This is a genomic window from Streptomyces sp. NBC_01264 (assembly GCF_026340675.1).
Classification (GTDB): domain Bacteria; phylum Actinomycetota; class Actinomycetes; order Streptomycetales; family Streptomycetaceae; genus Streptomyces.
The window spans coordinates 6,290,793-6,315,716 of sequence record NZ_JAPEOX010000001.1 but is presented as its reverse complement, the minus strand read 5'-3'; the positions used below and the strand labels follow the sequence as shown (position 1 = coordinate 6,315,716).

Genomic DNA, 24,924 nt, shown 5'->3' with positions numbered 1-24,924 from the left:
ACATGCGCGTGATGGCACAGGTCGCGATGGTCATGAACCTCGACAAGTGCATCGGCTGCCACACCTGCTCGGTCACCTGCAAGCAGGCGTGGACCAACCGGCAGGGCACCGAGTACGTCTGGTTCAACAACGTCGAAACCCTCCCCGGCCAGGGTTACCCGCGCCGCTGGGAGGACCAGGAGAAGTGGAAGGGCGGCTGGGAGCGCACCCGCTCCGGCAAGCTCCGCCTCAAGGCGGGCGGCCGCCTCGCCAAGCTGGGCAAGATCTTCGCGAACCCGGACCTGCCGGAGATCGACGACTACTACCAGCCCTGGACCTACGAGTACAAGAACCTCACCGAGGCCCCGGCGGGCGACGACATGCCCACCGCCCGGCCCGTCTCCCAGCTCACCGGCGAGCCCATCGACAAGATCGAGTGGGGTCCGAACTGGGACGACAACCTCGGCGGCGCGCCCACGCACGCCCCGCAGGACCCGATGATCGAGAAGATCCGCGACGAGGTCGGCGAGAAGATCCGCTTCGAGTTCGAGCAGAGCTTCATGTTCTACCTCCCGCGCGTCTGCGAGCACTGCCTCAACCCCGCGTGCGTCTCCTCCTGCCCCTCCGGCGCGATGTACAAGCGCGAGGAGGACGGCATCGTCCTGGTCGACCAGGACCAGTGCCGCGGCTGGCGGATGTGCGTGACCGGATGCCCGTACAAGAAGGTGTACTTCAACCACCAGACCGGCAAGGCCGAGAAGTGCACCTTCTGCTTCCCGCGCATCGAGGTCGGCATGCCGACCGTGTGCTCGGAGACCTGCGTGGGCCGGATGCGCTACCTCGGCGTGATGCTCTACGACGCCGACAAGGTGGCCGAGGCCGCCGCCGTCGAGGACGAGCACGATCTGTACCCCTCCCAGGTGGAGTGCTTCCTGGACCCCTCGGACCCCGCCGTGATCGCCGCCGCCCGCGCGGCCGGCATCACCGACGAGTGGCTCGACGCGGCCCGCAACTCCCCGGTCTACGACCTGATCGCCACCTACCAGGTCGCCCTCCCGCTCCACCCGGAGTACCGGACGATGCCGATGGTCTGGTACGTCCCGCCGCTCTCCCCCGTCGTCGAGGCGGTCGCCGCCACCGGCAGCGACGGCGAGGACGCCGGGAACCTGTTCGGCGCCATCGAGTCCCTGCGCATCCCCGTCGAGTACCTCGCCGCCGTGCTCACCGCCGGCGACACCGTGCCGGTGGAGGCGGTGCTGCGCCGGATGGCCGCGATGCGCGCCTACATGCGCCGGGTCAACCTGGGCGAGGAGCGGGACGAGTCGATCGCGAACGCCGTCGGGCTGTCCGGGCAGGAGATGGAGGACATGTTCCGGCTCCTGGCCATCGCCAAGATCGAGGACCGCTTCGTCATCCCCAGCGCCGCCCGCGCCGACGCCGACGCGCTCGCCGAATCCCACCCGCTGAACGACGTGGATCAGGGCTGCCCCGTCGGCGCGCTGCCCGAACCCCGGGTGATGCTCAATCTCGGTGATACGAGGAGGCGTCCGTGATCCGGCAGCCGATGAGTGGCGATGCACTGGTACGGCTGGTCGCGGGCTGCGTGCTGCAGTACCCCGGCGACTACTTCCACGACGAACTCCCGCGGCTCCGTGCGGCCCTCGCCGGGGCGCCCGCCGAACCGGCCCGACTCCTCGGGGCGTTCCTCGACGAGGCCGCGGTGCAGACCCCGATCGAGCTGTGCTCCCAGTACACCTCGACCTTCGACACCCGCAACCGGCGCTGCCTCTACCTCACCTGGTGGGTCGACGGCGACACCCGCCGGCGCGGGCTGTCCCTGGTCCGGCTGAAGCGGATCTACCGGGACTTCGGGCTGGAGTTCGCAGCTACGGAACTGCCCGACTTCCTGCCGGTGGCCCTGGAGTTCGCCGCCCGCGAGGAGGAGGCCGGCACCGAGCTGCTCCAGGAGCACCGGGCCGGGCTGGAGCTGCTGCGGCTGGCGCTCACCGAGTCCGGGTCCCCGTACGCCCGGGTCCTCGAGGCCGTCTGCGCGACCCTGCCCGGGCCCTCCCCCGAGACCAAGGCGGAGGCGAAGGCCCTCGCGCGGAACGGGCCGCCGCAGGAGCTGGTGGGCGCGGGCTCGGCGCTGGAGCCCTTCGGGCCGGGCCTCGACATGCCCGCCGACTTCCCGTCGGCCACTCCGACCGACCTCCCCTGGCCCACGACGGCTGCCCGAGCCGCTGCGGCCGCCTCCGAAAGGATGCCCGCCTGATGGACCTCCTCCTGTGGGGCGTACTCCCGTACGTCTCGATCGCCCTGCTGATCGCGGGCACGGTCTGGCGGGCCCGCTTCGACAAGTTCGGCTGGACCACGCACTCCTCGCAGCTGCACGAGTCGCGGCTGCTGCGCATCGGCTCGCCGCTCTTCCACTTCGGCATGCTCTTCGTGGTCCTGGGCCACGTCGTGGGTCTGCTCGTCCCGAAGAGCTGGACCGACGCCGTGGGCGTGAGCGACCACGCCTACCACCTGATCGCACTGGGCACCGGCACGCTCACGGGCGTCGCCGCCGCCGCGGGCATCGGCATCCTCGTCTACCGGCGCTTCAAGGTGCCGGCCGTGCGCAGGGCGACGCTGCGCAGCGACCACCTGATGTACTCGTTCCTGCTCGGCGCGATGGTGCTCGGGCTGACGGCCACGATGCTCAACTCGGCCGGGATGATGGACGGGTACAACTACCGCGACGGCATCTCGCTCTGGTTCCGCAGCCTGTTCACCTTCACCCCGGACTACCACCTGATGGCGGCGGCCCCGCTCGCCTTCAAGATCCACATCGTCTTCGGCTTCGTCCTGTTCGCGCTGATCCCGTACTCGCGCCTGGTGCACATGTTCTCGGTGCCGCTGAAGTACCTGTTCCGGCCGTACGTGGTCTACCGCAAGCGGGACCCGAAGCAGCTGGCCAACCGCGCGAGCAAGCGCGGCTGGGAGCGTGTCTCGTGAATCCCCGCACGGATCGCACCGACCGCACCGACCGCGCCGGTTCCCGCCCCGGTCCCGCGCATCCCCGCCCCGCCCACAGCGTCGTCCGCAGCCCCCGCCACGCGGTCTCCGACCGGCCCTTCATCGTCATCTGGGAGGCCACCCGGGCCTGCCCGCTGGCCTGTCTGCACTGCCGGGCCGAGGCGCAGACCCTGCGCCACCCCGAGGAGCTCGACGGGGCGGACGCCCGCCGGGTGATGGACCAGATCGCCGCCTTCGGCAAGCCCAGCCCGCTCTTCGTGATCACCGGCGGGGACCCCTTCCAGCGCTCCGACCTCACCGACCTGGTCGCGTACGGGACCTCGCTCGGCCTGCGGGTCGCGGTGTCCCCGTCGGGTACGCCGACGCTGACCCGGGAGAACCTCGTAGCGGTGCGGGAAGCGGGAGCCATCGCGCTCTCGCTCTCCCTGGACGGTTCGACGGCCGAGCGGCACGACGCCTTCCGCGGGGTGCCCGGGGTCTACGACTGGACGCTGGAGGGCTGGCGGGCCGCCCGCGAGCTCGGGCTCAAGGTGCAGATCAACACCACGGTCACCCGCGACAGCCTGGAGGACCTGGCCGACATCGCCGCGCTGGTCAAGCGCGAGGGCGCGATGCTCTGGTCGGGCTTCGTGCTGGTCCCGACCGGGCGCGGGGAACAGCTGGACTCCCTGACCGCCGCGGAGATCGAGGACGTCCTGCACTTCCTGTACGACTGCGGGGCGGTGATGGCCACCAAGACCACGGAGGGCCACCACTTCCGGCGGGTCGTCCTGCAGCGCACCGTCCTGGACGCGCGCGGCGAGAAGCCCGTCCTGGGCGCCCTGTACGAGCGCCTCTCGGCCCGCGCCCTCGAGCTGGGCGTCTTCGACGGGGAGCGGCGGGCCGTGCGCCGGCCGCCCATGGACGTCTCCTCGGGCCGCGGCTTCGTCTTCATCTCGCACACCGGCGAGGTGCACCCCAGCGGCTTCCTGCCCCTCTCGGCGGGCAACGTGAAGAACCACCCGCTGACCGAGATCTACCGGGGCTCGGCGCTCTTCACCCAGCTCCGCGACCCGTCGCTGCTGCGCGGGAAGTGCGGGGCGTGCGAGTTCAAGACGGTGTGCGGGGGGTCGCGCTCACGGGCGTACGGCTTCACGCGCGACGTGCTGGAAGCGGACCCGTACTGCGCGTACGAGCCCGGCAGCTTCCCGTATCAGGAGGAGATCAGGGCTCTGGCCGAAAGCATGAGGCGCTGAACCACTCCGCTCACATAAGTTTCATGTGGGAATATATCGACCACGGCCGCGGCCACGGGAGAACACAATGCGTTCAGTGATCGTCATCGGTGGCGGGATCAGTGGTCTGGCCGCCGCGTGGCAGTTGCGCGGCCAGGCCGACGTGACCGTCCTGGAGAGCCACGCCAAGGTGGGCGGAAAGCTCCGGACCGGCACCATCGCCGGCATCACCGTCGACGAGGGCGCCGAGTCCCTCATGGCCCTGCGCCCGGAGGCCGTGGAACTGGCCGCCGCCGTCGGCCTCGGCGAGGCCCTCTGCGATCCCGCCAAGGCCGCCACCACCATCTGGACCAACGGCGCCCTGCGCCCGCTGCCCGCCGGACACGTGATGGGCGTCCCCACCGACCCCTCCGCGCTGGTCGGCACCGGACTGCTCTCCCCCGAGGGCGTCGCACGGGTCGCCGCCGAGGAGACCCTCCCCGCCACCCCGCTCACCGAGGACTGCTCGGTCACCGAGTACCTGGCCGGCCGCTTCGGCCAGGAGGCCGTGGACCGGCTCATCGAACCCATGCTGGGCGGCGTCTACGCCGGCCTCGCCGACCGGCTCTCGCTGCGCGCGGCCATGCCCCGCATCGCGGCCCTCGCCGAGCAAGGCACCCCGCTCCTCCCGGCCCTGCGCCGGATGCGCGCGGCGGGCGCACCCCGTTCGGGGGCCGTGGCCGTCCAGGGCGTCGTCGGCGGCACCGGGCGCTTCCCGGCGGCCGTCGCGGAAGCCTGCGGAGCCCGCATCCTCACCGGGACGACCGCCCGCTCGCTCCAGCAGAGCGCGGGCGGCCGCTGGCGCGTCCAGGCGATGACCGGCGACGGCGCGCTGACCATGGAGGCCGACGCGGTGATCCTCGCCCTGCCCGCCTTCGCGGCGGCGGAGCTGCTGCGCCCGCACTCCCCGCTCGCCGAGGCCGAGCTCTCCTCGATCCCGCACGCCTCGACGGCCGTCATCACCATGGCCTTCTCCCGCGCCCAGGCCCACTTCCTCCCCCAGGGCAACGGCTTCCTGGTCCCGCCGGTCGACGGGCACACCCTGAAGGCCGCCTCCTTCCTCTCCAACAAGTGGTCCTGGCTGCACGACTCGGCCCCCGAGACGTTCGTGCTCCGCGCCTCCATCGGCCGCATCGGCGAGGACGAGCTGCTCAGCCGCCCCGACCGCCACCTGGTCCGCTCGGCCATCGCCGAACTCCACCACGCGGTGGGCCCCATGGGCGAACCCCTGGCCACCCGCGTCACCCGCTGGGACCGGGGCCTGCCCCAGTACGGCGTCGGGCACCGCGAGCGCGTCGCCCGCATCCGCGAGGCCGCCGGGAAGCTCCCCGGCATCGCCCTGTGCGGAGCGGCGTACGAGGGCGTGGGCGTGGCCGCCTGCGTCGCGACGGGGCGCGCGGCGGCGAAGCAGATCCTGGCCCAGCCGTAGGTCCCAGCCGCAGGGCCGCCCGGTCCTCGTTCGTATCGGGCGGGTATCGGCGGACGCTCGGCTCTCCATCCGTTCGACCCCCGGGGCCGTGGCCTGCGCGTTCGCGCCTGCCACGGCCCTATCGTTCTTCACAGGTACCCGTCCGCCGAACAGGAGTCCTCCTAGGTGTCCTCCCCCGCCCCGGCTCCCGCCTCCCCGCGGCCCGTCCGCGTGCTGCTGGTGGAGGACGACGAGCTGATGCGCCGCTCGTTCACCGTCTCCCTGGAGCGCTACGGGTACACCGTGCGGGCCGCCGCCGACGGACTCACCGGCCTCGAGAACTTCCGCGACGAGGACTTCGACCTGCTGATCCTCGACGTGATGCTGCCCGGCCTCGACGGGATCGGGCTGTGCCGCAAGGTCCGGGAGACCAGCCTGGTCCCGGTCCTGATGATGTCGGCGCGCGGCGACGGGCTGGACATCGTCGCCGGTCTGGAGGCCGGGGCCGACGACTACGTGGTCAAGCCCGTGGACACCAACGTGCTCGTGGCCCGCATCCGCTCACTGCTGCGGCGCGCCACCTACGCCCCCGCCGCGGCGGCGGCCGGCCAGCCCGCGGCCGACACGGCGGGACCGTCCGAGGGCGAGCTGCTGACCTTCGGGGACCTGACCATCCACACCGGCGGCCTGGACGTGGCCGTCGGCGGAACCCCGGTGGCGCTCACCCCGACCGAGCTGAAGCTGCTGCTGGAGTTCGCCGCGCACCCGGGCATCGTGCTGGAGCGCCACACCCTGCTGCGCAACGTCTGGGACTACGGCTGGGACGGCGACAGCCGGGTCGTGGACCTGTGCGTGCAGCGGCTGCGCGGCAAGCTCGGCCGGGACCGGATCGAAACGGTCCGCGGTTTCGGCTACAAGCTCAGGCGTTGAGCCCGGTGCCCGCCTTCGAGCAGCCGCGGCGGCCCCGGGTGACCCTGCACTGGAAGATCGCCGCTCTGGCCGCGGCCACGGCCTGCCTGGTCGCACTGGTGGTGGGCCTGCTGGTGCACGTCTGGACCAAGCACGACATCCGGCACCGGGCCGAACGGCAGGCCCGCGACGACGTGATCTCGGCGACGGACGTCTACCGCCGGTCGGGGGCCCTCACGAGCGACGCCCGCCTCGACCCGGCCGACCTCCCCTACGCGCTGAGCAAGCCCATCGACGACGACCCGCACGTGTCCTACGGCGGGAACGTCCCCGGCAGCACGGACCCGACCGTCTGGGGCGCCCAGCGGGTCAGCGGTCCCGGCAGCCCCGTGCTGGCCGTCCAGATCACCAACTACACCGAGTTCCGCGAGCTCCACCGGCTCGACCTGACCATGGCGGTGGCCTCGCTGATCGCCCTCGCGGTCATCACCCCCCTGGCGGCCTTCGGGGCCGAGGTGCTGGGCCGCCGGATGCGGCGGGTCTCCGAGACCGCGGTCCGGATCTCCGCCGGGGACCTGGACGCCCGTACCGGACCCACCAGGGGCGGCGACGAGGTGGCCGACATCGCCGTGGCCGTCGACCGCATGGCCGACACCCTCAGCCGGCGCCTGCGCGACGAGCGCCGGTTCACCGCCGACGTGGCCCACGAACTGCGCACGCCCGTCGGCGGCCTGCTCGTCACCGCCGACCTGCTCCCGCCCGGGGAGACCGAGGACCTGCTCCGGGCCCGCGTACGCGATCTGCGCGGCCTCGTCGAGGACCTGCTGGAGATCTCCCGGCTCGACGCGGGCGCCGAACTCCCGGTCCACGCCCGGGTTCCGCTCGGCGCGGTCGTGGCCGAGGCGGTGACGCGCACCGGCCTGACCACCGAGGTCGACGTCACGGGGCAGGGCGAGCACGTGGAGACCGACCCGCGCCGCCTCGAGCGGATCGTCGGCAACCTCGTCGTCAACGCCCACCGGCACGGGAAGGGCCCGGTACGGGTCACGGTCGAGGACCGTACGGTGGTCGTACGCGACCACGGCCCCGGCTTCCCCCCGCACCTGCTGCGCGACGGCCCGCGCCGCTTCCAGACGGGCGCGGCGGAGCGCGGTACGGGCCACGGCCTGGGCCTCACCATCGCCGTGGGCCAGGCCCGGGTGCTCGGCGCCGAACTCCGCTTCAGCAACGCCCCGGACGGCGGCGCCGTGGCCGTCCTGCGCCTGCCGGCCTGACCGGCCCTCTAGGCGGCCGGGCAGCCGGGCAGCGCCCGATGGCTACAAGATCGATACAGACCGGAGCGGCCCCCGATACCCCGTGGCCCGGGCCGCCGATACCTCCCCCCGACACCCTTCGGAGTGCAGTTCCCGCACCCGAAGAGGAGTCCCCGTGACCGCCGCCCCCCTTGCCCCGCACCCGCACCACGCGCCGACCGGCATCGCGGCCGCCACCACCGGCCTCTCGAAGGTCTACGGCACCGGGGACACCCGGGTCGTCGCCCTCGACGGGGTCGACATCGCCTTCCGCGAGGGCGAGTTCACCGCGATCATGGGCCCCTCCGGCTGCGGCAAGTCCACGCTCATGCACTGCGCCGCCGGGCTCGACTCCTTCACCTCGGGCTCCGTCCGCATCGGCACCACCGAGCTGGGCTCCCTGAAGGACGAGCAGCTGACCCGGCTGCGCCGCGACCGGATCGGCTTCATCTTCCAGGCGTTCAACCTGCTGCCGACGCTGACCGCGCTGGAGAACATCACCCTGCCGCTGACCATCGCCGGCCGGAAGCCCGACCGGCAGTGGCTGGACCACGTGGTGTCGATGACCGGACTCGCCGACCGGCTCTCGCACCGCCCGGCCCAGCTCTCCGGCGGGCAGCAGCAGCGCGTGGCGGTGGCCCGGGCCCTGGTCTCCCGGCCCGCGATCATCTTCGGCGACGAGCCCACCGGAAACCTCGACTCCCGTGCCGGAGCCGAAGTCCTGGGCTTCCTGCGCAGTTCCGTGCGCGAGCTGGGCCAGACCGTGGTCATGGTCACCCATGACCCGGTCGCCGCCTCCTACGCCGACCGCGTGGTCTTCCTCTCCGACGGCCACCTCGTCGACGAGATGGCACGGCCCACCGCGGAGCGGGTCCTGGACCGGATGAAGGCGTTCGACGCGCGCTCGCGCACGAGCTGACCCCTCCGCGCCCCCGCACCGAACCAGCCGCCCGCCCGCTCCCCCGGGCCCGCCCCTCCAGGATCCGCATCCCATGTTCCGTACCGCCCTGCGCAACGTGCTCGCGCACAAGGCCCGCCTGCTGATGACCGTGTTCGCGGTCATGCTCGGCGTCACCTTCGTCACCGGCAGCCTCGTCTACGGCGACAGCCAGAAGCAGGCCAACACCGACCGGGCGAGCGCCGGCTACGACCGCATCTCCCTCAACGTCTCGCCCAACGGCGTTCCGGGCGGCCCGCCCGGCACCCTCGACGCCCGTACGGCGGCCGCCCTGGCCGAGGTCCCCGGCGTCGCCGCCGCGGCGGGCCGGGTCAGCGGCTTCGCCGCCGTCGCCGACCCCGAGGGCCGGCTGCTGGGCAGCGCCGACTTCCGCAAGGGCGGCAACTTCGCCCCGGCCAAGGACGGAAAGGACCCCGCCTACGCCTTCAAGGAGGGATCCGGCCCGGTCAACGCCAAGTCCGTCGCCCTCGACGAGGCCTCCGCGGCCAAGGGCGGCTACCGCATCGGTGACAGCGTGCGCATCGGTACGAGCACCGGCGCCGAGTCCTACCGGCTCAGCGGCGTCTTCCACACCGATGCCTCGAAGCTCTCCCCCGGCGGCAGTCTGGCGCTGTTCGACAACGCCACGGCCCAGCGGCTGTACCTCGAACCCGGCCACTACACCGACATCGAGATCACGGCCGCACCCGGCACCGACGTGACCGAGCTCCTCGGCCGGGTCCAGGCGGTGATCCCCAAGGACTCCACCGCGGTCACCGGCGCCCAGCTCGCCCGGATCCAGGCGAACATGGCCTCCACCGGCAGCGACACCATGAGCCAGATCATGGTGGGCTTCGCCGCGGTCGCCCTGTTCGTGGCCACCTTCCTGATCTCCAACACCTTCACGATGCTGGTCTCCCGCCGCACCCGTGAGCTGGCCCTGATGCGGGCCGTCGGCGCCACCCGCAAGCAGGTCCGCCGGATCCTGCTCACCGAGTCCGTCCTCGTCGGCCTGATCTCCTCCGTGGCCGGCATCGTGGCCGGCACCGGGGTCGCCGCCCTGCTCCAGGCCCTCTTCTCCTCCGCCGAGAGCCCGGACGCCCCGCTGACCCTGCTGCCCTCCACGGTGATCATCGCGCTGCTGGTCGGCACCGCCCTGCCCGTGATCGCCGCCTGGGTGCCGGTCCGCCGCGCCATGGCCATCCCGCCCGTCGCAGCCCTCGGCGCCGCCGAGCCCGCCGCGCCCGCGCGGGCCGGGTCCCTGCGCACCGGGATCGGCGCCGCCCTCCTGCTCACGGGAACGGCCATGACCCTGTACGGAGCCCTCACGGCGTCGGACACCAAGGACGCCCGGACCGTCATCGCCCTCGGCGCGGCCTTCACCCTGACCGGCGCGCTCGCGCTCATCCCGCTGCTGTCCCGGCCGTTCACCGCCCTGCTCCGCCCGCTGCTGCTCCGCTTCAGCCCGGTGCACGGCGACCTCGCCGCCCGCAACACCGTGCGCGACCCCCGGCGTACGGGCGCCACGGCCTCGGCGCTCGCCATCGCGCTCGCGCTCGCCTCGGGCCTGTCCGTCCTCGGCGCCTCCGCCACCCAGTACCTCGACGGCGCGACCACCCGCGACATCACCGGCGACTACCTGGTGCAGGCCCCCTCGGGCGGGCAGCGGATGACCCCCGCCACCGCCGAGCCCCTCAAGAAGCTGTCGGGCGCCACCTTCAGCCCGCTCAACCAGTCCACCGAGTACCGGATCGGCGGCGTCCCCTCCGTCCTGACCGGCGTCGACCCCGCCGCCATCGGCCGGCTGCTGCGCTACGAGGTGACCTCGGGCTCCCTCGACAGCCTCGGCCAGGGCAAGGTCGCCGTCGCCGACTACAAGGCGCGGGCCAACGGCTGGAAGGTCGGCCAGAGCCTCCCCGTGAAGCGGCTGGACCAGCAGGGCGAGGTCACCATCGGTGCGATCTACCACGCGGAGGAGCAGAGCAAGGTGCTGCCCAGCATCACCGCACCCGACTCCCTGGTCGCCCGCTTCGACTCCACCCCGCACACCGACGCGATCGTCGTGGCCACCGCGGGCGGACCCGGCCGGGCCCAGCTCGCGAGCGTGGTCAAGGCGCTCGGCGACAACCCCGCCCTGTCCGTCCTCGACAAGGAGGCCATCCGGGCCGAGGACACCAGCGGCATCGGCGACCAGCTCGACATCTTCTACGCGATGCTCAGCATGGCCCTGGTGATCGCCGCCCTGGGCATCGCCAACACCCTCGCGATGTCCGTGCTCGAACGCCGCAAGGAGATCGGCACGCTCCGCGCCCTCGGCCTGGACCGCGCCGGAGTGACCCGGATGATCCGCATCGAGGCCCTGCTCGTCGGCGCCCTCGGCGCGGCCGTCGGCACGGTCATGGGCGTCTTCATGGGCTGGGCCCTCGGCAACACCCTCCAGGAGAGCGTCGCCGGATACGCGCTGGTCATCCCCTGGGGACAGCTGGCCCTCGGGGTGCTGCTCGCCCTGGCGGGCGCCCTGCTCGCCTCCCTCTGGCCGGCCCGCCGGGCCGCCGGCGTCGACATCCCCGCCGCCACGGCCGCCCAGTGACCGCTCGCGCGCCCCGCCCCCACACGGCCCGTATGACCCGGATGGGTCAGCGCGGGGGCGGGGCGCGCGACACGCGCACAGGATGAAGACATGCCCACACACGCCTTGCGGGTCGCCGCTGCCGCCGCCACCGCCGCCGCACTGCTCGCCACCAGTGCCTGTTCCGACGGTGGAGGCAAGGAGAAGAGGGGCAAGGACGGCGCCGCGCAGGGCATCAAGAAGCCCAAGTGGGGCGAGTGCCAGGCCCCCACCCCCGCCGAGGGAGTCGGGCAGGTCCCCGGCAAGGACTGGCAGTGCGCCGTCCTCGACGTGCCCCTCGACTACGCCGAGCCGGAGGGGGAGACGATCCCGCTGGCCCTGATCCGGGCGAAGGCCCGCGACAAGGACAAGCGGATCGGCTCGCTCGTCTTCAACTTCGGCGGCCCCGGCGGCTCCGGCATCAGCACCCTGCCCGGTGCGGCGAAGGACTACGGCGCCCTGCGCGAGCGGTACGACCTGGTCAGCTTCGACCCGCGCGGGGTCGGCCGCAGCGCGCCCGTGCTGTGCGAGGACGACAAGCAGCTGGACGCGTACTACTACGCCGCCGACTCCAGCCCCTCGACCCCGGAGGAGGAGAAGCAGTTCCTCGCCACCTCCAAGAAGTACAAGGAAGCCTGCGAGGCGAAGTCCGGCAAGGTGCTGCCCCACGTCGGCACCGAGAACGCGGCCCGGGACCTGGACCGGCTCCGCCAGGCCCTCGGCGACGAGAAGCTGAACTACTTCGGCATCTCCTACGGCACCGAGCTGGGCGGGGTCTACGCCCACCTCTTCCCCAAGAACGTCGGCCGGGCCGTCTTCGACGCCGTGGTCGACCCGACCAAGAACTCCGAAGAGGGCGCCCTCGGCCAGGCCAAGGGCTTCCAGCTCGCGCTCGACAACTTCGCCCAGGACTGCGTGAACCGCGGCGACTCCTGCCAGTTGCAGGGCAGCACCGTCAAGGAGATCGAGGCGAACATCATCAAGCTCCAGAAGGAGCTGGCGGTCAAGCCCATCCCCGGCTCCGGCGACCGGCTGCTCACGGAGGACTCCGCGACCAACGGCATCGCCTTCGCCCTGTACTCCAAGGAGGCCTGGCCCCTGCTGGAACAGGGCCTGGACGAGGCCGACGGCGGCCAGGGGCAGCTGCTGCTCGCCATGTCCGACGCGCTGAACGGCCGCGACCCGAAGGGCACTTACAGCAACATCGGATCGGCCAACACCGCCATCAGCTGTGCCGATTCCAAGGACCGGTACACCCTCGCCCAGACCAAGGCGAAGCTGCCGGAGTTCCGCGCCGCCTCGCCCGTCTTCGGGGACTTCCTCGGCTGGGCCATGATGGGCTGCACCGACTGGCCCGTCGCCGGCGCCTGGAACACCCCGGACGTCTCCGCCCCCGGCTCGGCGCCGATCCTGGTGATCGGCAACACCGGTGACCCGGCGACCCCGTACGAGGGCGCCCGCAAGATGGTGGAGCGGCTCGGCCCCGGGGTCGGCGTGGAGCTCACCTTCAAGGGCGAGGGGCACGGCGCCTACAACAGCGGCGACCCGTGCGTGCAGCAGGCCGTGAACTCCTACCTGCTCGACGGAAAGGTGCCCGGCGCGGGCACGGTCTGCACGGCGTCGAAGTCTCCGACGCCGACCGCGCCCGTCTAGACCCCGCAAGCACGCCGGAACACGCCGAAGGGGCCGTACCTCGCGCGAGCGAGGGACGGCCCCTTCGGGTGACTGCCAGTGGACCGGCTGCTAGTAGACCGGCTTCTCGGGCTCGATCTGGTGGACCCAGCCGATGACGCCGCCGCCGACGTGGACCGCGTCCGCGAAGCCCGCGGACTTCAGGACCGCGAGGACCTCCGCACTGCGGACACCCGTCTTGCAGTGCAAGACGATGCGCTTGTCCTGCGGCAGGTCCTGGAGGGCGGTGCCCATCAGGAACTCGCCCTTGGGGATCAGCTTCGCGCCGGGGATCGAGACGATCTCGTACTCGTTGATCTCACGGACGTCGATGATCTCGATCGGCTCGTCGTTGTCGATCCACTCCTTGAGCTGCTTGGGAGTGATCGTCGAGCCGAGCGCGGCCTCCTGGGCCTCCTCCGACACGACGCCGCAGAAGGCCTCGTAGTCGATGAGCTCGGTGACGGTCGCGTTCGGACCGCAGACCGCGCAGTCGGGGTCCTTGCGGACCTTGACCTGGCGGTACTGCATCTCCAGGGCGTCGTAGATCATCAGCCGGCCGACCAGCGACTCGCCGACGCCCGTGAGGACCTTGATGGCCTCGGTGACCTGGATGGACCCGATGGACGCGCAGAGCACGCCCAGCACGCCGCCCTCGGCGCAGCTCGGGACCATGCCCGGCGGGGGCGGCTCCGGGTAGAGGCAGCGGTAGCACGGACCGTGCTCGGACCAGAAGACCGAGGCCTGACCGTCGAAGCGGTAGATCGAGCCCCAGACGTACGGCTTGTTCAGCAGCACGCAGGCGTCGTTCACGAGGTAACGCGTGGCGAAGTTGTCCGTGCCGTCGACGATGAGGTCGTACTGGCTGAAGATCTCCATCACGTTGTCGGCTTCGAGCCGCTCTTCGTGAAGGACCACGTTCACGTACGGGTTGATGCCCAGCACGCTGTCGCGGGCCGACTCGGCCTTGGAACGGCCGATGTCCGCCTGGCTGTGGATGATCTGGCGCTGGAGGTTCGACTCGTCGACCTCGTCGAACTCCACGATGCCCAGCGTGCCGACACCGGCCGCGGCCAGGTACATGAGGGCGGGCGAGCCGAGGCCGCCCGCGCCCACGGCCAGCACCTTGGCGTTCTTCAGGCGCTTCTGGCCGTCCATCCCCACGTCGGGGATGATCAGGTGGCGGGAGTACCGACGGACCTCGTCAACGGTGAGCTCAGCAGCTGGCTCTACCAGGGGTGGCAGCGACACGGGGACTCCGTAGATGATTAAGTCTTAACGGTGGTTCTTCCCGTAACACTGCCACGCCCTCCTTCATTCCGAGACACCCGGTCCGATCCGCGAGACGATTTCGTCCCAGTACCCGGGCATCGACGCCCAGGGATCCCGGTCCGCGGCCCCGCGCCGGTCGGTGAACCAGATGGTCCCCGCACCCTGCCAGCGGGCGATCCGCAGCGCCTCCTCCAGGTGCGTGCGCGGTACTCCGTGCACGAGGTGGCAGAACGTCTCCGGCGGATGGTCCGCCGTCCACTCCGCCACCTGCGACCAGCGGTAGTCGGTCCAGGTACCGGAGAAGGTGACCAGTTGGTCGGCGGTCTCCGTGTACCCCTCGTAGGGATGGGTGCCGTGCCCGAGGACGATCCGCAGGCCGTCCCCGAGCCCCCGCAGGGTCTCCGCGACCCGGCGTACGGAGTCCAGTTCCGCCTTCCCGGCCGGGGCGTCCGCGAGGTAGAAGCCGTCGGCCCCGTACCAGTCCCGGAAGCGGTGGGCGTCGGAGACGAGCTCCCCGAAGGACCGCTCACCGTCTCGCATCGCGAGATGCCCGAGGACCGCCCCGCCCGAGCCGCGGAGCTTCGCGGCGGCCTCCGTGCAGTGCGGGTCGGGTCGGCCGCCCGGCCCGTCCGTGACGTTGAGGACGGCCCAGTGCAGCGGGGTGCCGGGCCGGGTCAGCTCGGCCCACTCCACCGGGGCCAGCAGCGGATGCGCGTACCCGGGTACCCCCAAACCGAGCCGGCCCGCCTCGGTGGCCGCCTGGCCGGCGGCCGACGGGGTGGTCAGATGCGGCACGCCGCCTCCATCCAGATGTCCGCGAGGGACTCCTCCAGGTTGATCCGCGGCCGCCAGCCGAGCCGGTCGCGGGCGGTACGGACGTCCGCCTGCTGCCAGGCTCCGCAGCCGTCCGGGTAGGGGTACGGCGGCTGGGCCGTCGCGGCGGCGAGCTGCTCGGCCGTGGCCTCGGAGCGCGGGGAGCCGATGGCGGCGAGCCCGGCGGGCCGCCCGGGGTGCCCGTGCGCCTGCGGGTGCTGGGCGTGCTGTCCGTGCTGCGGTACGTCGATCTCGTGCAGCGAGCCTCCGTACCCCGCGACCCGCGCCAGCACGGCGGCCGCGTCGCGCAGCCGGACCGCCCGGCCGGTGCCGATGTTGACGACGCCCTGGGCCGCCGACAGCGAGGCGGCGTGCACCGCCCGCGCCACGTCCCGTACGTCGACGAAGTCGCGCTGGACGCCGAGCCCGCTGAGCTTGAGCTCGCCGTCCCCGGACTGCATCGCGCGCCGCATGGCCTCGGCGAGCCGGCCGAGGGGGGATCCGGCGGGGGTGCCGGGGCCGACGGGCGAGAAGACCCGCAGCACGACGGCGTCCAGCCCGGAGCCGAGCACGAGCTCGGTGGCGGCCAGTTTGCTGACTCCGTACGGCCCTCCCGGTCTGGGCACGGCGTCCTCGGCCGTGGAGGACCCGGGCTGGCTCGGCCCGTACTCGGCGGCGCAGCCGAGCTGGACGAGCCGGGCGCCGCAGCCGCTGCGGCGCAGCGATTCGCAGATCGTGGCGACGGCGACGGTGTTGTGCCGGGTGAGCTCGCGGGCGCCGCCCCGGGTGGCTCCGGCGCAGTTGATGACCACGCCCGGGTGGACGGCGTCGAGGAACCGGGTGAGCGCCCCGGGGCTGCCGGTGGCGAGGTCGAAGCGGACGTCGGCGTCGTCGCCGCGGCCGAGCGCGGTGAGCTGGACCGCGGGGTCGGCGAGCAGCCGGTCCGCGACGTAGCGCCCGAGGTATCCGTTGGCTCCGATCAGCAACACCCTCATCGCGCGGCCCCTTGGTTGGTTGGCTGGCCGGTCATGTCCCTGTTTCTCCTTGCTGGATGGGTGGATCGGGGTGGTAGGGGGTACGGCGCTTCGGTGTCTGCTTCCGAAGGTTTCAGGGCCGCTGCGCGTGCGCGGATGCCCGCGACAGCGCGAGGACGGCGGGTACGAGCACTCCCACCGCGGCGGCGAACGGCGCCGCCGGGACGGGGAGCAGGGCGAGTACGAGGGCCAGGGCCGCCGCGAGGGCTCCGCGGGGGGCTCCGTGACCGAGCAGCAGCCGGGTCAGGAAGAGCAGCACCGCGAGCGGTACGGCCACCGCCGGCGGGGCCCCGGCCAGGACGGCCGCTCCCGCTGCGGCCGCGGTGTACAGCGCGAGCGTCCCGAGGAGCAGCGGTCTCACCCCGTCGGCGAAGTCCTCCAGGGCCCTGCTCCCGGCGAGCCTGCGCCGGGCGCGGGCCGCGAAGACGGAGCCGGCCAGGTGTCCCGGGGCGGCGGCCACGGCCAGCGCGACGCCGAGCGGGGTGCCGTGGCGGTGCACGGCCCAGCCGAGGGCGGCGGCGGCCAGCAGGTACACGGCGGCGGGGAACCGGCCCCCGGCGGCCCGGCCGGGCCGGCCGAGCGCGGCCACGGTGACGAGCACCGCCAGCGCTCCGGCCCAGGGCACCCCGGCGGCGGCCGCGCCGAGGGCGAGGGCCCCGGGCAGCAGCGCGTAGCCGAAGCCCCGTACGGCCCTGGCGTGGACGGGGATCCCGGCCGGCGGGGCGGGCGGGGCGCCGTCGCGGGCGGTCCGGGCGTAGAGCTCCTCCGCGAGGGAGAAGACGTCCCGGTGGCGGAACCGGGCGGCGGTGCGGTCGGTGATGCCGTGCGCCTCCAGCCCGGCGGCGATCTCCAGCGGGTCCACGGCGTGCTCGCAGAGCTCCCGGTGGCGGTGGAGCAGCGCCTTGACGGGATCCCCGCCGGAGCGGGCCCTGCGGGGCGGGGGCGGGGGCGGGTCCAGGGAGGGGACGGCTTCGTCCAGGGGCACGGTCACGCGGAGGCCTCCGAACCGGCGGTGTGCGCGGCCCGCGCGGCGGGCACCATGACGCGGTCCGCGCCCGGGCGGGAGCCGTCGGCGGGGCCGGGGGCCGCGCCCGGGTCCGGCGGCGCACCCGGGTCCGGGGGCGCGTCGGCGGCGCCCTCCGGGGCCGGTGCGTCGGCCGGGCCGGGGGCCGGGCCCTCGGAAGCGGCGGGCGACGGGGGCACGGGCACGGGGTGGGGGGTGGCCCAGGTCGGGGTGGCCCAGTGGCCCGGGACCCGGGCCTCGGGCGGCTGCTCGAAGGGCACCCCGGCGTCGTCGGGCCGGGCCGGGCCGTGGGCCAGGAGCCGCAGGTAGGAGTCCTCGAAGGCGGCGACGTTCTGCTCGACGGTGAAGAGTTCGAGGGCCCGTGCCCGGGCGGCCGACCCGAGCCGCTGCGCCCGCTCGGGGTCCCGCAGCAGCGTGACGCAGGCCTCGGCGAGCGCACGCGGATTGCGCGGCGGCACCACGAGCCCGGTCCCGCCGATCACCTCGACGACGGCGCCGACGTCGGTGGAGACCGTGGCGCGGCCGCAGAACATGGCCTCCGCCAGGGTGATGGGGAAGCCCTCGATGACGGAGGAGAGCACCACCACCCGCCCGGAGCCGTACGCGTCGGCCGGTGACGGCACGTCGGGTCCGCCGATCTCCTCGAAGGTGACCGGGTTCTCGCCGACCGCGTGCGCGTCGGCGGCCTCGTCGGGGAAGAGCTGAGCGGCGAGCGAGCGGCAGTCGGCCAGGTAGCCGTGGCCGACCGCCTGGTCGCCCGATCCGCCCGCGGTCGCGAAGATCCGCAGCCGTGCGTGCGGTTCGGCCCTGCGCACCTCGGCGAAGGCGTGCAGCAGGGCGATCAGGTCCTTGGCGGGGTCCACCCGGCCGACCCAGACGAGCGTGTGCGGGTCCCCGCACGCCGGGTCCTCGCCCACCGCGGCGAATCGGTCCGCCTCCATCCCGGGGTAGACCGTGCGCAGCCGCTCGCGGGAGGCCCCGCATCGTTCCTGCCAGCGCCGGGCGTGCGCGTTGCCGGGGGTGAGCAGGTCGGCCTGGGCGTAGATCTCGCCGGCCAGCCGGGTGTGGAACGCCGCGAGCAGGGCCCGTACGGCGGGCCGCTCGTCCCGGGCGGACTGCGCGAGGTAGTGGGCCCGGAGCTGGACCCCGTACTCGGTGACCAGGAGCGGCACTCCGAAGAAGCGTTTGGCCAGGAGCCCGGGGAGCGCCGCCACCCCGCCCGCGGCCGCGTGGCAGACGTCGACCTCGCGCAGGTCCTCGTACCAGTCCAGGGACAACGGCCGCAGCATCCGCTCCAGTTCGTCCACGAACTCCAGCAGGTCCGCGACCTGCGCCCGCTGCACTTCCCTGCTCGCCTCCGGGGCGCGGCAGGCGGACTCCACCGCCCGTACGGCCGTCTCGGAGCGCAGTGCCGCGTACAGCCCGCCCTGGTCCGAGGCGAGGGCGGCCAGCCCGTACAGCCCGTCCGCGAACCGCGCGGGGTCGGCTCCGCAGATCCCGCGGACCAGCTCCGTGAAGGCGGCGGCGAAGCGACGGCGCTCGCGGCGCCGGTAGCTGCGCCCGTCGTCGGCCGGCGCCCACAGCGGGGCGGTCCGCACCCGGGTGACGTGGGAGGGCAGCGGCACCCGGCCGCGCTCCTCCTGTTCGGCGCTGCGGCTCAGGGCGTAGAGCTCGAACTCGTGCTGGGGAAGCCCGCGCACGAGCCGGTCGCACCAGAGCCTCGCTTCCCCCGTGGCATACGGATAACCACCTTCCGTGAGCAGTCCGATCCGCACGAGTGGCACCCCCGATCTCCCGTTTCAGGCGGTCTCCGTCGGTCCGGCGACCCGCCGGATACGAACTCAAGCGGATATGCCGAAGGCGCGACGGACGGTTGTCCGTCGCGCCACCGGAAGGGGTGAAGAGTCGTAACTTTCCCGTACGGTTCGCGTTCGAGCACGCTAAGAACTACTGAGGACCGGTCTACGAGGCCCCCGCGAGGACTCCCTCCGAGCGGCGCCGGCCGAGCCGGCGGCCGGCGGCCAGGGCGGGATCGAGGGACGGTACGGCGGCCAGCAGCTCCCGGGTGTAGGCGTGCGCCGGCCGGTCGTAGACCTCGTCGACGGGGCCCTCCTCCACGATCACCCCGCCGCGCATGACGGCGACCCGGTCGCTCACCTGGCGCACCACCGCGAGGTCGTGCGCGATGAAGACGAGCGCGATGCCGAGCTCCTGCTGGAGCTCCGCCAGCAGGGCGGTGACCTGCGCCTGCGTGGTCACGTCGAGGGCCGAGACGGGCTCGTCGCAGACGATCAGCCGGGGCCTGGGCGCGAGCGCCCGGGCGATGCCGACGCGCTGGCGCTGGCCTCCGCTGAACTCGTGCGGGTACCGGTCGTAGTGCGCCTCCTCCAGCCCCACCCGGACCAGCAGTTCGCCGACCCGGGCCCGGATCGCCGACCGGTCCCGCTCCCCCGCCGCGCGCAGCGGGTCCGCGATGGACTCGCCGACGGAGCGGCGCGGGTTGAGGGAGGACACCGGGTCCTGGAACACCATCTGCACCCCGGGCACCACCCCGGCGCTCTCGGCCCCGTCCCGCCGGACCTGCCCGGAGCTGGGCTCCAGCAGCCCGACGAGCATCCGCCCGAGCGTGCTCTTGCCGCTGCCGCTCTCCCCGACGATCCCCAGCGTCTCCCCGCCCCGCACGGCGAGCGACACCCCACCCACGGCCTCCACCCGCCGCTTCCCGCGGCCGAACTCCTTCCGGAGCGAGAAGGCCTCGACGACGGGGAAATCCAGCCCCGTCCGGGTGCCCCTCCCAGCGGTAGCTGGGGGAGTTTGAGGCGCGGGCACGGGCAGTGCCCGTGCAGCCCCCGGCCGGGGCACCCGCACGGCGTCGAGCCGCGGCACCGCCGCCAGCAGCGCCGCGGTGTACGGATCGGCCGGAGCCGACAGCACGGACTCCACCGGGCCCCGCTCCACCACCGCCCCGTCCCGCATCACGAGCACCGCGTCCACGTTCTCCGCCGCGACCCCCACGTCATGCGTGACCAGCAGCAGCCCGAGCCGGCGCTCCTCCCGCAGCCCGTGCAGCAGGTCGAGGATCTGCGCCTGGACGGTGACGTCCAGCGCCGTGGTCGGCTCGTCCGCGATCAGCAGCTTCGGTTCGCACGCCAACGCCATGGCGATCAGGGCCCGTTGCCGCATGCCCCCGCTGAACTCGTGCGGCCGCGCCCGGGAGCGGCGTACCGCGTCGGGTATGCCCACCCGGTCGAGCACCGCCACCGCCCGGGCCCGGGCCGCACGCCGCGATACGGGAGCGTGTACCCGGTACACCTCGGCGATCTGGTCACCGATGGCGTAGTACGGGTCCAGGGAGCTCAGCGGGTCCTGGAAGACCATCGCGGCGACGGCCCCGCGCAGCTCCCTCAGCTGCCCCGCCGAGGCCGTGCCCACGTCGGTGCCGCCGACCCGGACGGTGCCGCCGAGCCGCACGCCGGTCCCATGGTGCAGCCCCAACAGAGCTGCCGCGACAGTCGACTTGCCGCTTCCCGACTCCCCCACGATGCCCAGCGCACGGCCGGGCTCCAGGGTGAAGGACACCCCGTCGACGGCCCGTACGTACTCCCCCGGCCGGCCGACCGGGAACTCGACGGTGAGGCCGGTGACGTCCACCAGCGGAGCGTGCGTCACGACAGAACCACCCTTCGGTCCGCGACGGCGTACAGCACGTCCGCGACGACGCCCGCGAGCACGACGGCCGCGCCGATCGCGAGCACGACGCCCACCACCACGGGCAGGTCCACCACCCGTACGCCGTCGATGAGGGTCTTGCCGAGTCCGGGGATCCCGAACAGCGACTCGGTCAGCACGGCGCCGCCGACCATCGTGCCGAAGTCCACGGCGCTGAGCGCGATCACCGGGGCCACCGCGCCCCGCACGGCGTGCCGGGTCACGATGGCCCGCTCCCCCACCCCGTAGGCGCGGAAGGTGCGGATGTGGTCCTCGGCGAGCGTCTCCAGGGTGGAACTGCGGCTCAGCCGGGCGTACTTGGCGCTCTCGAAGAAGCCGAGGGTCACCCAGGGCAGCAGCATGTTCCACGCCCACTGCTCGGGGTCCTCGCCGAGCGGTACGTAGGTCGGGAAGGGCAGCCACTGGAGGTAGGCGCAGACGGCCATGAGCAGCAGCAGCCCGAGGATGAAGACGGGGGTGCCGGTGGCGGCGAGGGTGAGCACGGTCAGTGCCCGCTCCGTGAACCCGCCGCGGCGCAGCGCGGACAGCAGTCCGGTGCCGACGCCGATCACGAGCCAGATCACCAGCGCGCCCAGCGCCAGCGACAGGGTCGCGGGGAGCCGCTCCAGCAGCAGCTCGGTGACCTGCTGGTCGTTCTGGTACGAGAATCCGAGGCAGGGCGCGTCGCAGTGCAGGACGATCCCGGCGCCGCCGGAGGAGTCCCGGCCCACCAGCAGTCCCTGGAGGAAGTGCAGGTACTGCGCGACCACCGACTCGTTCAGCCCGAGCTGTTCGCGCACCTGGGCGATCTGCGCCGGGTTGCAGCGCTCCCCGCAGGCGAGGCGGGCGGGGTCGCCGGGGGCGAGGTAGAACAGGGCGTAGATCACGACGGACAGCGTGAGCAGCACGAGCAGTGCGCCGCCGGTCCGTTTGAGCACGAAGCGGGTCACGCCTTGCGCTCCTTTCTGGTGCCGACCCGCAGCCGCGAGTCCTCGCGCGGGTCGAGGGCCGTACGGACGGCGTCGCCGAGCACCGTGAAGGCGAGCACGGTGACGAAGAGCAGTCCGGCGGGGAGCAGGACGTAGGTGGGGTCGGCGCGGAACCAGGTCTGGGCGCTGGACAGCATCTGTCCCCACGAGGGGGTGGGCGGTTTCACGCCGACCCCGAGGAAGGACAGCGAGGCCTCGACCACCATGGCGGTGGGCACCTTGATCGCGGCGAGGGTGATGACGGGCGCGGCCAGCGAGGGCAGCAGCTCCCGGCGGGCGATCCGCAGGGTGCCGTTGCCGGAGAGCCGCGCGGCGTCCACGAAGTCCAGCTCCTTGAGGGAGAGGGTCTGGGCGCGCACCATCCGGGCGACGCCGCCCCAGTCGAGCAGCCCGATGACGAGGATCAGCAGCAGCGGCCGCGGGAACCCGGCCGGGACGATCGCGGTGAGGGCGATGGCGATCACCAGCAGGGGCAGGGCGATCATCACGTCGGTGAACCGGCTGACGACCTGGCCCGCGAACCGGCCGCCGAGGGCGGCGGCGAGTCCGACGCCCACGCCCACGAGGATCTGGACGAAGGTGGCGCCGAGCGCGACGAGCAGGGAGATCCGGGCCCCGTAGAGCAGCCGGGTGAACAGGTCGCGGCCGGTGCCCGGTTCGACGCCGAGCCAGTGCTCGCCGGAGATCCCGCCGAAGGAGCCGAGCGGGACGCCCCCTCGCGCGGAGTCGACGAGCTCGTCGTGGTAGGCGTTCGGGTCCTGGCCGGTGAGGTGGGCGAACAGCGGCGCGGTGAGGGCGAGCAGGACGAGCAGCGCGAGGACGGCGGCCGCGGCCACGGCCGAGGGCCGGGTCCGCAGCCGCCGCCAGACCTGCCGGTCGGCGGCCGGGCCCGGGGCGCTGACCCCGGGCCCGGCCGCCGACTGCTGGGCGAGGAGCGTCACTTGACCGAGACCTGCGAGATGTCGAGGACGCCGGTCCAGTCGCTGATGACGACGTTCTTGACGTCCTTGCCGACGAGCCGCTTGTAGACCGGGTGGAAGAGCGGTACGTCGAGCGCCTGCTCGCCGATCTTCTTGTCGAGGGCGCCCCAGCGCTTGCCGGCCGCCGCGAGGTCGGTCAGCTTGGCGATCTCGTCGATCTCGGCGTTGACGGCCGGGTCGTTGAGCTGGGCGTGGTTGTAGTTGCTGCCGTTGGTGACGATCTGCCGGCCGTCGTAGATCGGCGCGAGGAAGGGGGCGCCGGAGGGCCAGTCGGCGCCCCAGCGGGAGAGGAAGAAGCCGGGGGTGTTCTTGACGTCCCAGCGCTTCTCGTTGAAGGCGTTGTTCTCCAGCCCCTCCAGCTTGACGGTGATCCCGGCGGCCGCGAGGCCCTGCTGCACGGCGGTGGCGACCTCGGGGCTGGTCTGCCGGTTCTGGGCGTTGGAGTGGGTGAGCGTGATGGTCAGCCCGTCCTTGTAGCCCGCCTCGGCCAGCAGCTCCTTGGCCTTGGCCGGGTCTCCGGTCTTGCCGGCCGGGAAGTGGTCGTACGGGGCGAAGCCGAAGGCCTCCTGCTCGGGCAGGAAGGTGGTGGCGGGCTCGGCGAGGGCGGATCCGCCGGCCGCGTTGATCACGCTGGTGCGGTTGATCGCGTAGGAGATGGCCTGGCGGACCTTCGGGTTGTCGAAGGGGGCGACCTTCGGGTTGAAGGCGAGGTAGTTGACGTAGCCGAAGTGCCCGGTGCCGACGCGCGCGCTCAACTGCTTGTCGCCCCCGATCTGCGCGAGTTCGGCCGGTCCGAGGTTGGTGTCGGTGGTGACGGCGGCCGCGTCGGCGCCGGAGCTGGTGGACAGGCGCTGGTTGATGACCGCCGCGTCGAGCCCGGAGCGGACGTCGATCTTGTCCGGGTAGGCCTTGCGCTCCTCGTCGGTCTTCTCGTCCCAGTTCTCGTTGCGCTCCAGGGTGAGGTGTTCGCCGTCGTTGTCGTTCTTGACGACCTTGTACGGGCCGGAGGAGACGGGGTGCTCCTCGTACTTGACCCCGGTGTCCTTGGCCTTGGGCACGGGCGCGAACTGTGTCTGCGTCGCGAGGAAGGGGAACTCCCCCTCGGGCTTGCGGAGTTTGAAGACGATCGTCTTCGCGTCGGGCACGACGATCGAGTCGAGCCCCTTGCCGCCGTCCTTGTACGGGCCCTCGTACGACTCCCCGCCGACCAGCCAGTCGCGCAGGTACGGGGCTCCGCCCGACAGCTCGGCGGCGAAGGACCGCTCGATGCCGTACTTGATGTCGGCGGTGGTGATGGGCGAGCCGTCCTCGTACTTCAGCCCGTCCTTGAGCGTGTACGTCCACTCGGTGGCGTCGGCGTTGGGCTTGCCGAGGTCGGTGGCCAGGTCGGGCACCACCTTGGCGCCGGCCGGGCCCGCCTCGCGGTTGCGGGTGGTGAGCGTGCGGAAGACGAGCGAGGGGACGTTGCCGCCGCCGGAGGTGTACAGGCGGGCCGGGTCGAAGTCGGTCTGCGGCTCGTTGTTGAGGACGGTCAGGGTGCCGCCCTTCTGCGGGGCGGCCCCGGCGGCGCCCGGCTTGTCACCGGCGGATGCCTTGTCCGCGCCGTCCTTGGGCCCGCAGGCGGCGGCGCCCCCGGCCAGGACGACACTGACGGCGACCGCGGCCACGCGGCGCGATATGAGGGACTGACGGGCCATGGGAAAGGGACCTCTCGGGCGGGAAGGGAAGTGAAGGAGATACCGAAAAGGCCACGCGAGGGGCAGCGGTCCACGTCGGAGCGGTCGGCGGCGTGCCGACGGCGGGGACGGAAGAGCGGAAGAAGCCGCACCTGCGGGCTGGAAGCCCCGGGCGCGGCGGAACAACGGAGAAAAGAAGAAGTCGCGCGCTCAGGGAGGCGTCAGCGACAGAGGATGTCAGCCACGCTGTGCGCGGTCACACCAAGCAGCGCCAGCTCAATGGCGGCGCTCGCGGTGGTGGTGTGGAAGTGCGACATGCGGAGAACAATGACCGACCATCGAACAATTTGTCA

At 72.9% G+C, this 24,924-nt stretch carries 20 protein-coding genes; 10 read left to right on the top strand and 10 right to left on the bottom strand.

The window, feature by feature from the left end:
- The first annotated feature begins 2 nt into the window (after positions 1–2).
- The 10 genes from narH to OG435_RS29620 all read left to right on the top strand — a co-directional run bounded on the left by narH (position 3) and on the right by OG435_RS29620 (position 13,057).
- On the top strand, positions 3–1,532 hold the full coding sequence (gene narH, locus OG435_RS29665; RefSeq protein ID WP_266880989.1) for a nitrate reductase subunit beta: 1,530 nt from the start codon (positions 3–5) through the stop codon (positions 1,530–1,532).
- 11 nt (positions 1,533–1,543) lie between these two features.
- Positions 1,544–2,251 (top strand): nitrate reductase molybdenum cofactor assembly chaperone, encoded by a 708-nt coding sequence (narJ, locus tag OG435_RS29660; RefSeq protein ID WP_266880988.1) that lies wholly within the window; start codon positions 1,544–1,546, stop codon positions 2,249–2,251.
- Positions 2,251–2,976 carry a respiratory nitrate reductase subunit gamma gene (gene narI, locus OG435_RS29655; protein ID WP_266880987.1) on the top strand — a complete coding sequence of 242 codons (726 nt, stop codon included), beginning with the start codon at positions 2,251–2,253 and terminating at the stop codon, positions 2,974–2,976. Before narJ ends, narI begins: the two co-directional genes overlap by 1 nt.
- The gene (locus tag OG435_RS29650; RefSeq protein ID WP_266880986.1) at positions 2,973–4,232 is read left to right on the top strand and encodes a TIGR04053 family radical SAM/SPASM domain-containing protein; all 1,260 of its coding nucleotides are present in this window, start codon (positions 2,973–2,975) and stop codon (positions 4,230–4,232) included. The genes narI and OG435_RS29650 overlap by 4 nt, the downstream gene beginning before the upstream one ends.
- Before the next feature lie 67 nt (positions 4,233–4,299).
- On the top strand, positions 4,300–5,679 hold the full coding sequence (gene hemG, locus OG435_RS29645) for a protoporphyrinogen oxidase (protein ID WP_266880985.1): 1,380 nt from the start codon (positions 4,300–4,302) through the stop codon (positions 5,677–5,679).
- Positions 5,680–5,844: 165 nt separating this feature from the next.
- A complete protein-coding gene (cseB, locus tag OG435_RS29640; protein WP_266880984.1) occupies positions 5,845–6,588 on the top strand; it encodes a two-component system response regulator CseB in 744 nt (247 codons plus the stop codon).
- A 5-nt stretch (positions 6,589–6,593) separates the two neighbouring features.
- Positions 6,594–7,841 (top strand): HAMP domain-containing sensor histidine kinase, encoded by a 1,248-nt coding sequence (locus OG435_RS29635; protein WP_323187950.1) that lies wholly within the window; start codon positions 6,594–6,596, stop codon positions 7,839–7,841.
- 154 nt (positions 7,842–7,995) lie between these two features.
- Positions 7,996–8,778, top strand: a complete 783-nt coding sequence (locus tag OG435_RS29630; protein ID WP_266880982.1) for an ABC transporter ATP-binding protein — start codon at positions 7,996–7,998, stop codon at positions 8,776–8,778.
- Between the two features lie 73 nt (positions 8,779–8,851).
- Positions 8,852–11,386 (top strand): ABC transporter permease, encoded by a 2,535-nt coding sequence (locus OG435_RS29625; RefSeq protein ID WP_266880981.1) that lies wholly within the window; start codon positions 8,852–8,854, stop codon positions 11,384–11,386.
- 90 nt (positions 11,387–11,476) lie between these two features.
- Entirely contained in the window at positions 11,477–13,057 is a 1,581-nt protein-coding gene (locus OG435_RS29620; RefSeq protein WP_266880980.1) for an alpha/beta hydrolase, read from the top strand.
- A gap of 90 nt (positions 13,058–13,147) precedes the next feature.
- On the opposite strand, the gene moeZ is transcribed toward OG435_RS29620, so the two are convergent.
- The 10 genes from moeZ to OG435_RS50190 form a co-directional block, all read right to left on the bottom strand.
- Positions 13,148–14,326, bottom strand: coding sequence for an adenylyltransferase/sulfurtransferase MoeZ (gene moeZ, locus OG435_RS29615; protein WP_266880979.1), 1,179 nt, complete (start codon positions 14,324–14,326; stop codon positions 13,148–13,150).
- A gap of 63 nt (positions 14,327–14,389) precedes the next feature.
- Positions 14,390–15,142 (bottom strand): spherulation-specific family 4 protein, encoded by a 753-nt coding sequence (locus tag OG435_RS29610; RefSeq protein ID WP_266880978.1) that lies wholly within the window; start codon positions 15,140–15,142, stop codon positions 14,390–14,392.
- Positions 15,130–16,155: an NAD-dependent epimerase/dehydratase gene (locus OG435_RS29605; RefSeq protein ID WP_243335987.1), complete on the bottom strand. Its 1,026-nt coding sequence runs from the start codon at positions 16,153–16,155 to the stop codon at positions 15,130–15,132. Before OG435_RS29605 ends, OG435_RS29610 begins: the two co-directional genes overlap by 13 nt.
- A 112-nt stretch (positions 16,156–16,267) precedes the next feature.
- Positions 16,268–17,185, bottom strand: a complete 918-nt coding sequence (locus OG435_RS29600; protein ID WP_266880977.1) for a hypothetical protein — start codon at positions 17,183–17,185, stop codon at positions 16,268–16,270.
- Entirely contained in the window at positions 17,182–18,993 is a 1,812-nt protein-coding gene (locus OG435_RS29595; RefSeq protein WP_266882194.1) for a DUF3492 domain-containing protein, read from the bottom strand. Before OG435_RS29595 ends, OG435_RS29600 begins: the two co-directional genes overlap by 4 nt.
- A 187-nt stretch (positions 18,994–19,180) precedes the next feature.
- On the bottom strand, positions 19,181–20,887 hold the full coding sequence (locus tag OG435_RS29590; RefSeq protein WP_430625710.1) for a dipeptide ABC transporter ATP-binding protein: 1,707 nt from the start codon (positions 20,885–20,887) through the stop codon (positions 19,181–19,183).
- Positions 20,884–21,876 carry an ABC transporter permease gene (locus OG435_RS29585; protein WP_266880976.1) on the bottom strand — a complete coding sequence of 331 codons (993 nt, stop codon included), beginning with the start codon at positions 21,874–21,876 and terminating at the stop codon, positions 20,884–20,886. The genes OG435_RS29590 and OG435_RS29585 overlap by 4 nt, the downstream gene beginning before the upstream one ends.
- Positions 21,873–22,856, bottom strand: a complete 984-nt coding sequence (locus tag OG435_RS29580; RefSeq protein ID WP_266880975.1) for an ABC transporter permease — start codon at positions 22,854–22,856, stop codon at positions 21,873–21,875. Before OG435_RS29580 ends, OG435_RS29585 begins: the two co-directional genes overlap by 4 nt.
- Positions 22,853–24,592: an ABC transporter substrate-binding protein gene (locus OG435_RS29575; RefSeq protein WP_266880974.1), complete on the bottom strand. Its 1,740-nt coding sequence runs from the start codon at positions 24,590–24,592 to the stop codon at positions 22,853–22,855. The genes OG435_RS29580 and OG435_RS29575 overlap by 4 nt, the downstream gene beginning before the upstream one ends.
- Before the next feature lie 200 nt (positions 24,593–24,792).
- Positions 24,793–24,888, bottom strand: a complete 96-nt coding sequence (locus OG435_RS50190) for an Ms4533A family Cys-rich leader peptide (RefSeq protein WP_323187924.1) — start codon at positions 24,886–24,888, stop codon at positions 24,793–24,795.
- Positions 24,889–24,924 lie beyond the last annotated feature (36 nt).

Coding starts and splice junctions, on each gene's coding strand:
- OG435_RS29605 (WP_243335987.1), bottom strand. CDS start 16,155: ATGAGGGTGTTGCTGATCGGAGCCAACGGATACCTCGGGCGCTACGTC.
- narH (WP_266880989.1), top strand. CDS start 3: ATGCGCGTGATGGCACAGGTCGCGATGGTCATGAACCTCGACAAGTGC.
- narI (WP_266880987.1), top strand. CDS start 2,251: ATGGACCTCCTCCTGTGGGGCGTACTCCCGTACGTCTCGATCGCCCTG.
- OG435_RS29575 (WP_266880974.1), bottom strand. CDS start 24,592: ATGGCCCGTCAGTCCCTCATATCGCGCCGCGTGGCCGCGGTCGCCGTC.
- OG435_RS29620 (WP_266880980.1), top strand. CDS start 11,477: ATGCCCACACACGCCTTGCGGGTCGCCGCTGCCGCCGCCACCGCCGCC.
- hemG (WP_266880985.1), top strand. CDS start 4,300: ATGCGTTCAGTGATCGTCATCGGTGGCGGGATCAGTGGTCTGGCCGCC.
- OG435_RS50190 (WP_323187924.1), bottom strand. CDS start 24,888: ATGTCGCACTTCCACACCACCACCGCGAGCGCCGCCATTGAGCTGGCG.
- OG435_RS29625 (WP_266880981.1), top strand. CDS start 8,852: ATGTTCCGTACCGCCCTGCGCAACGTGCTCGCGCACAAGGCCCGCCTG.
- narJ (WP_266880988.1), top strand. CDS start 1,544: ATGAGTGGCGATGCACTGGTACGGCTGGTCGCGGGCTGCGTGCTGCAG.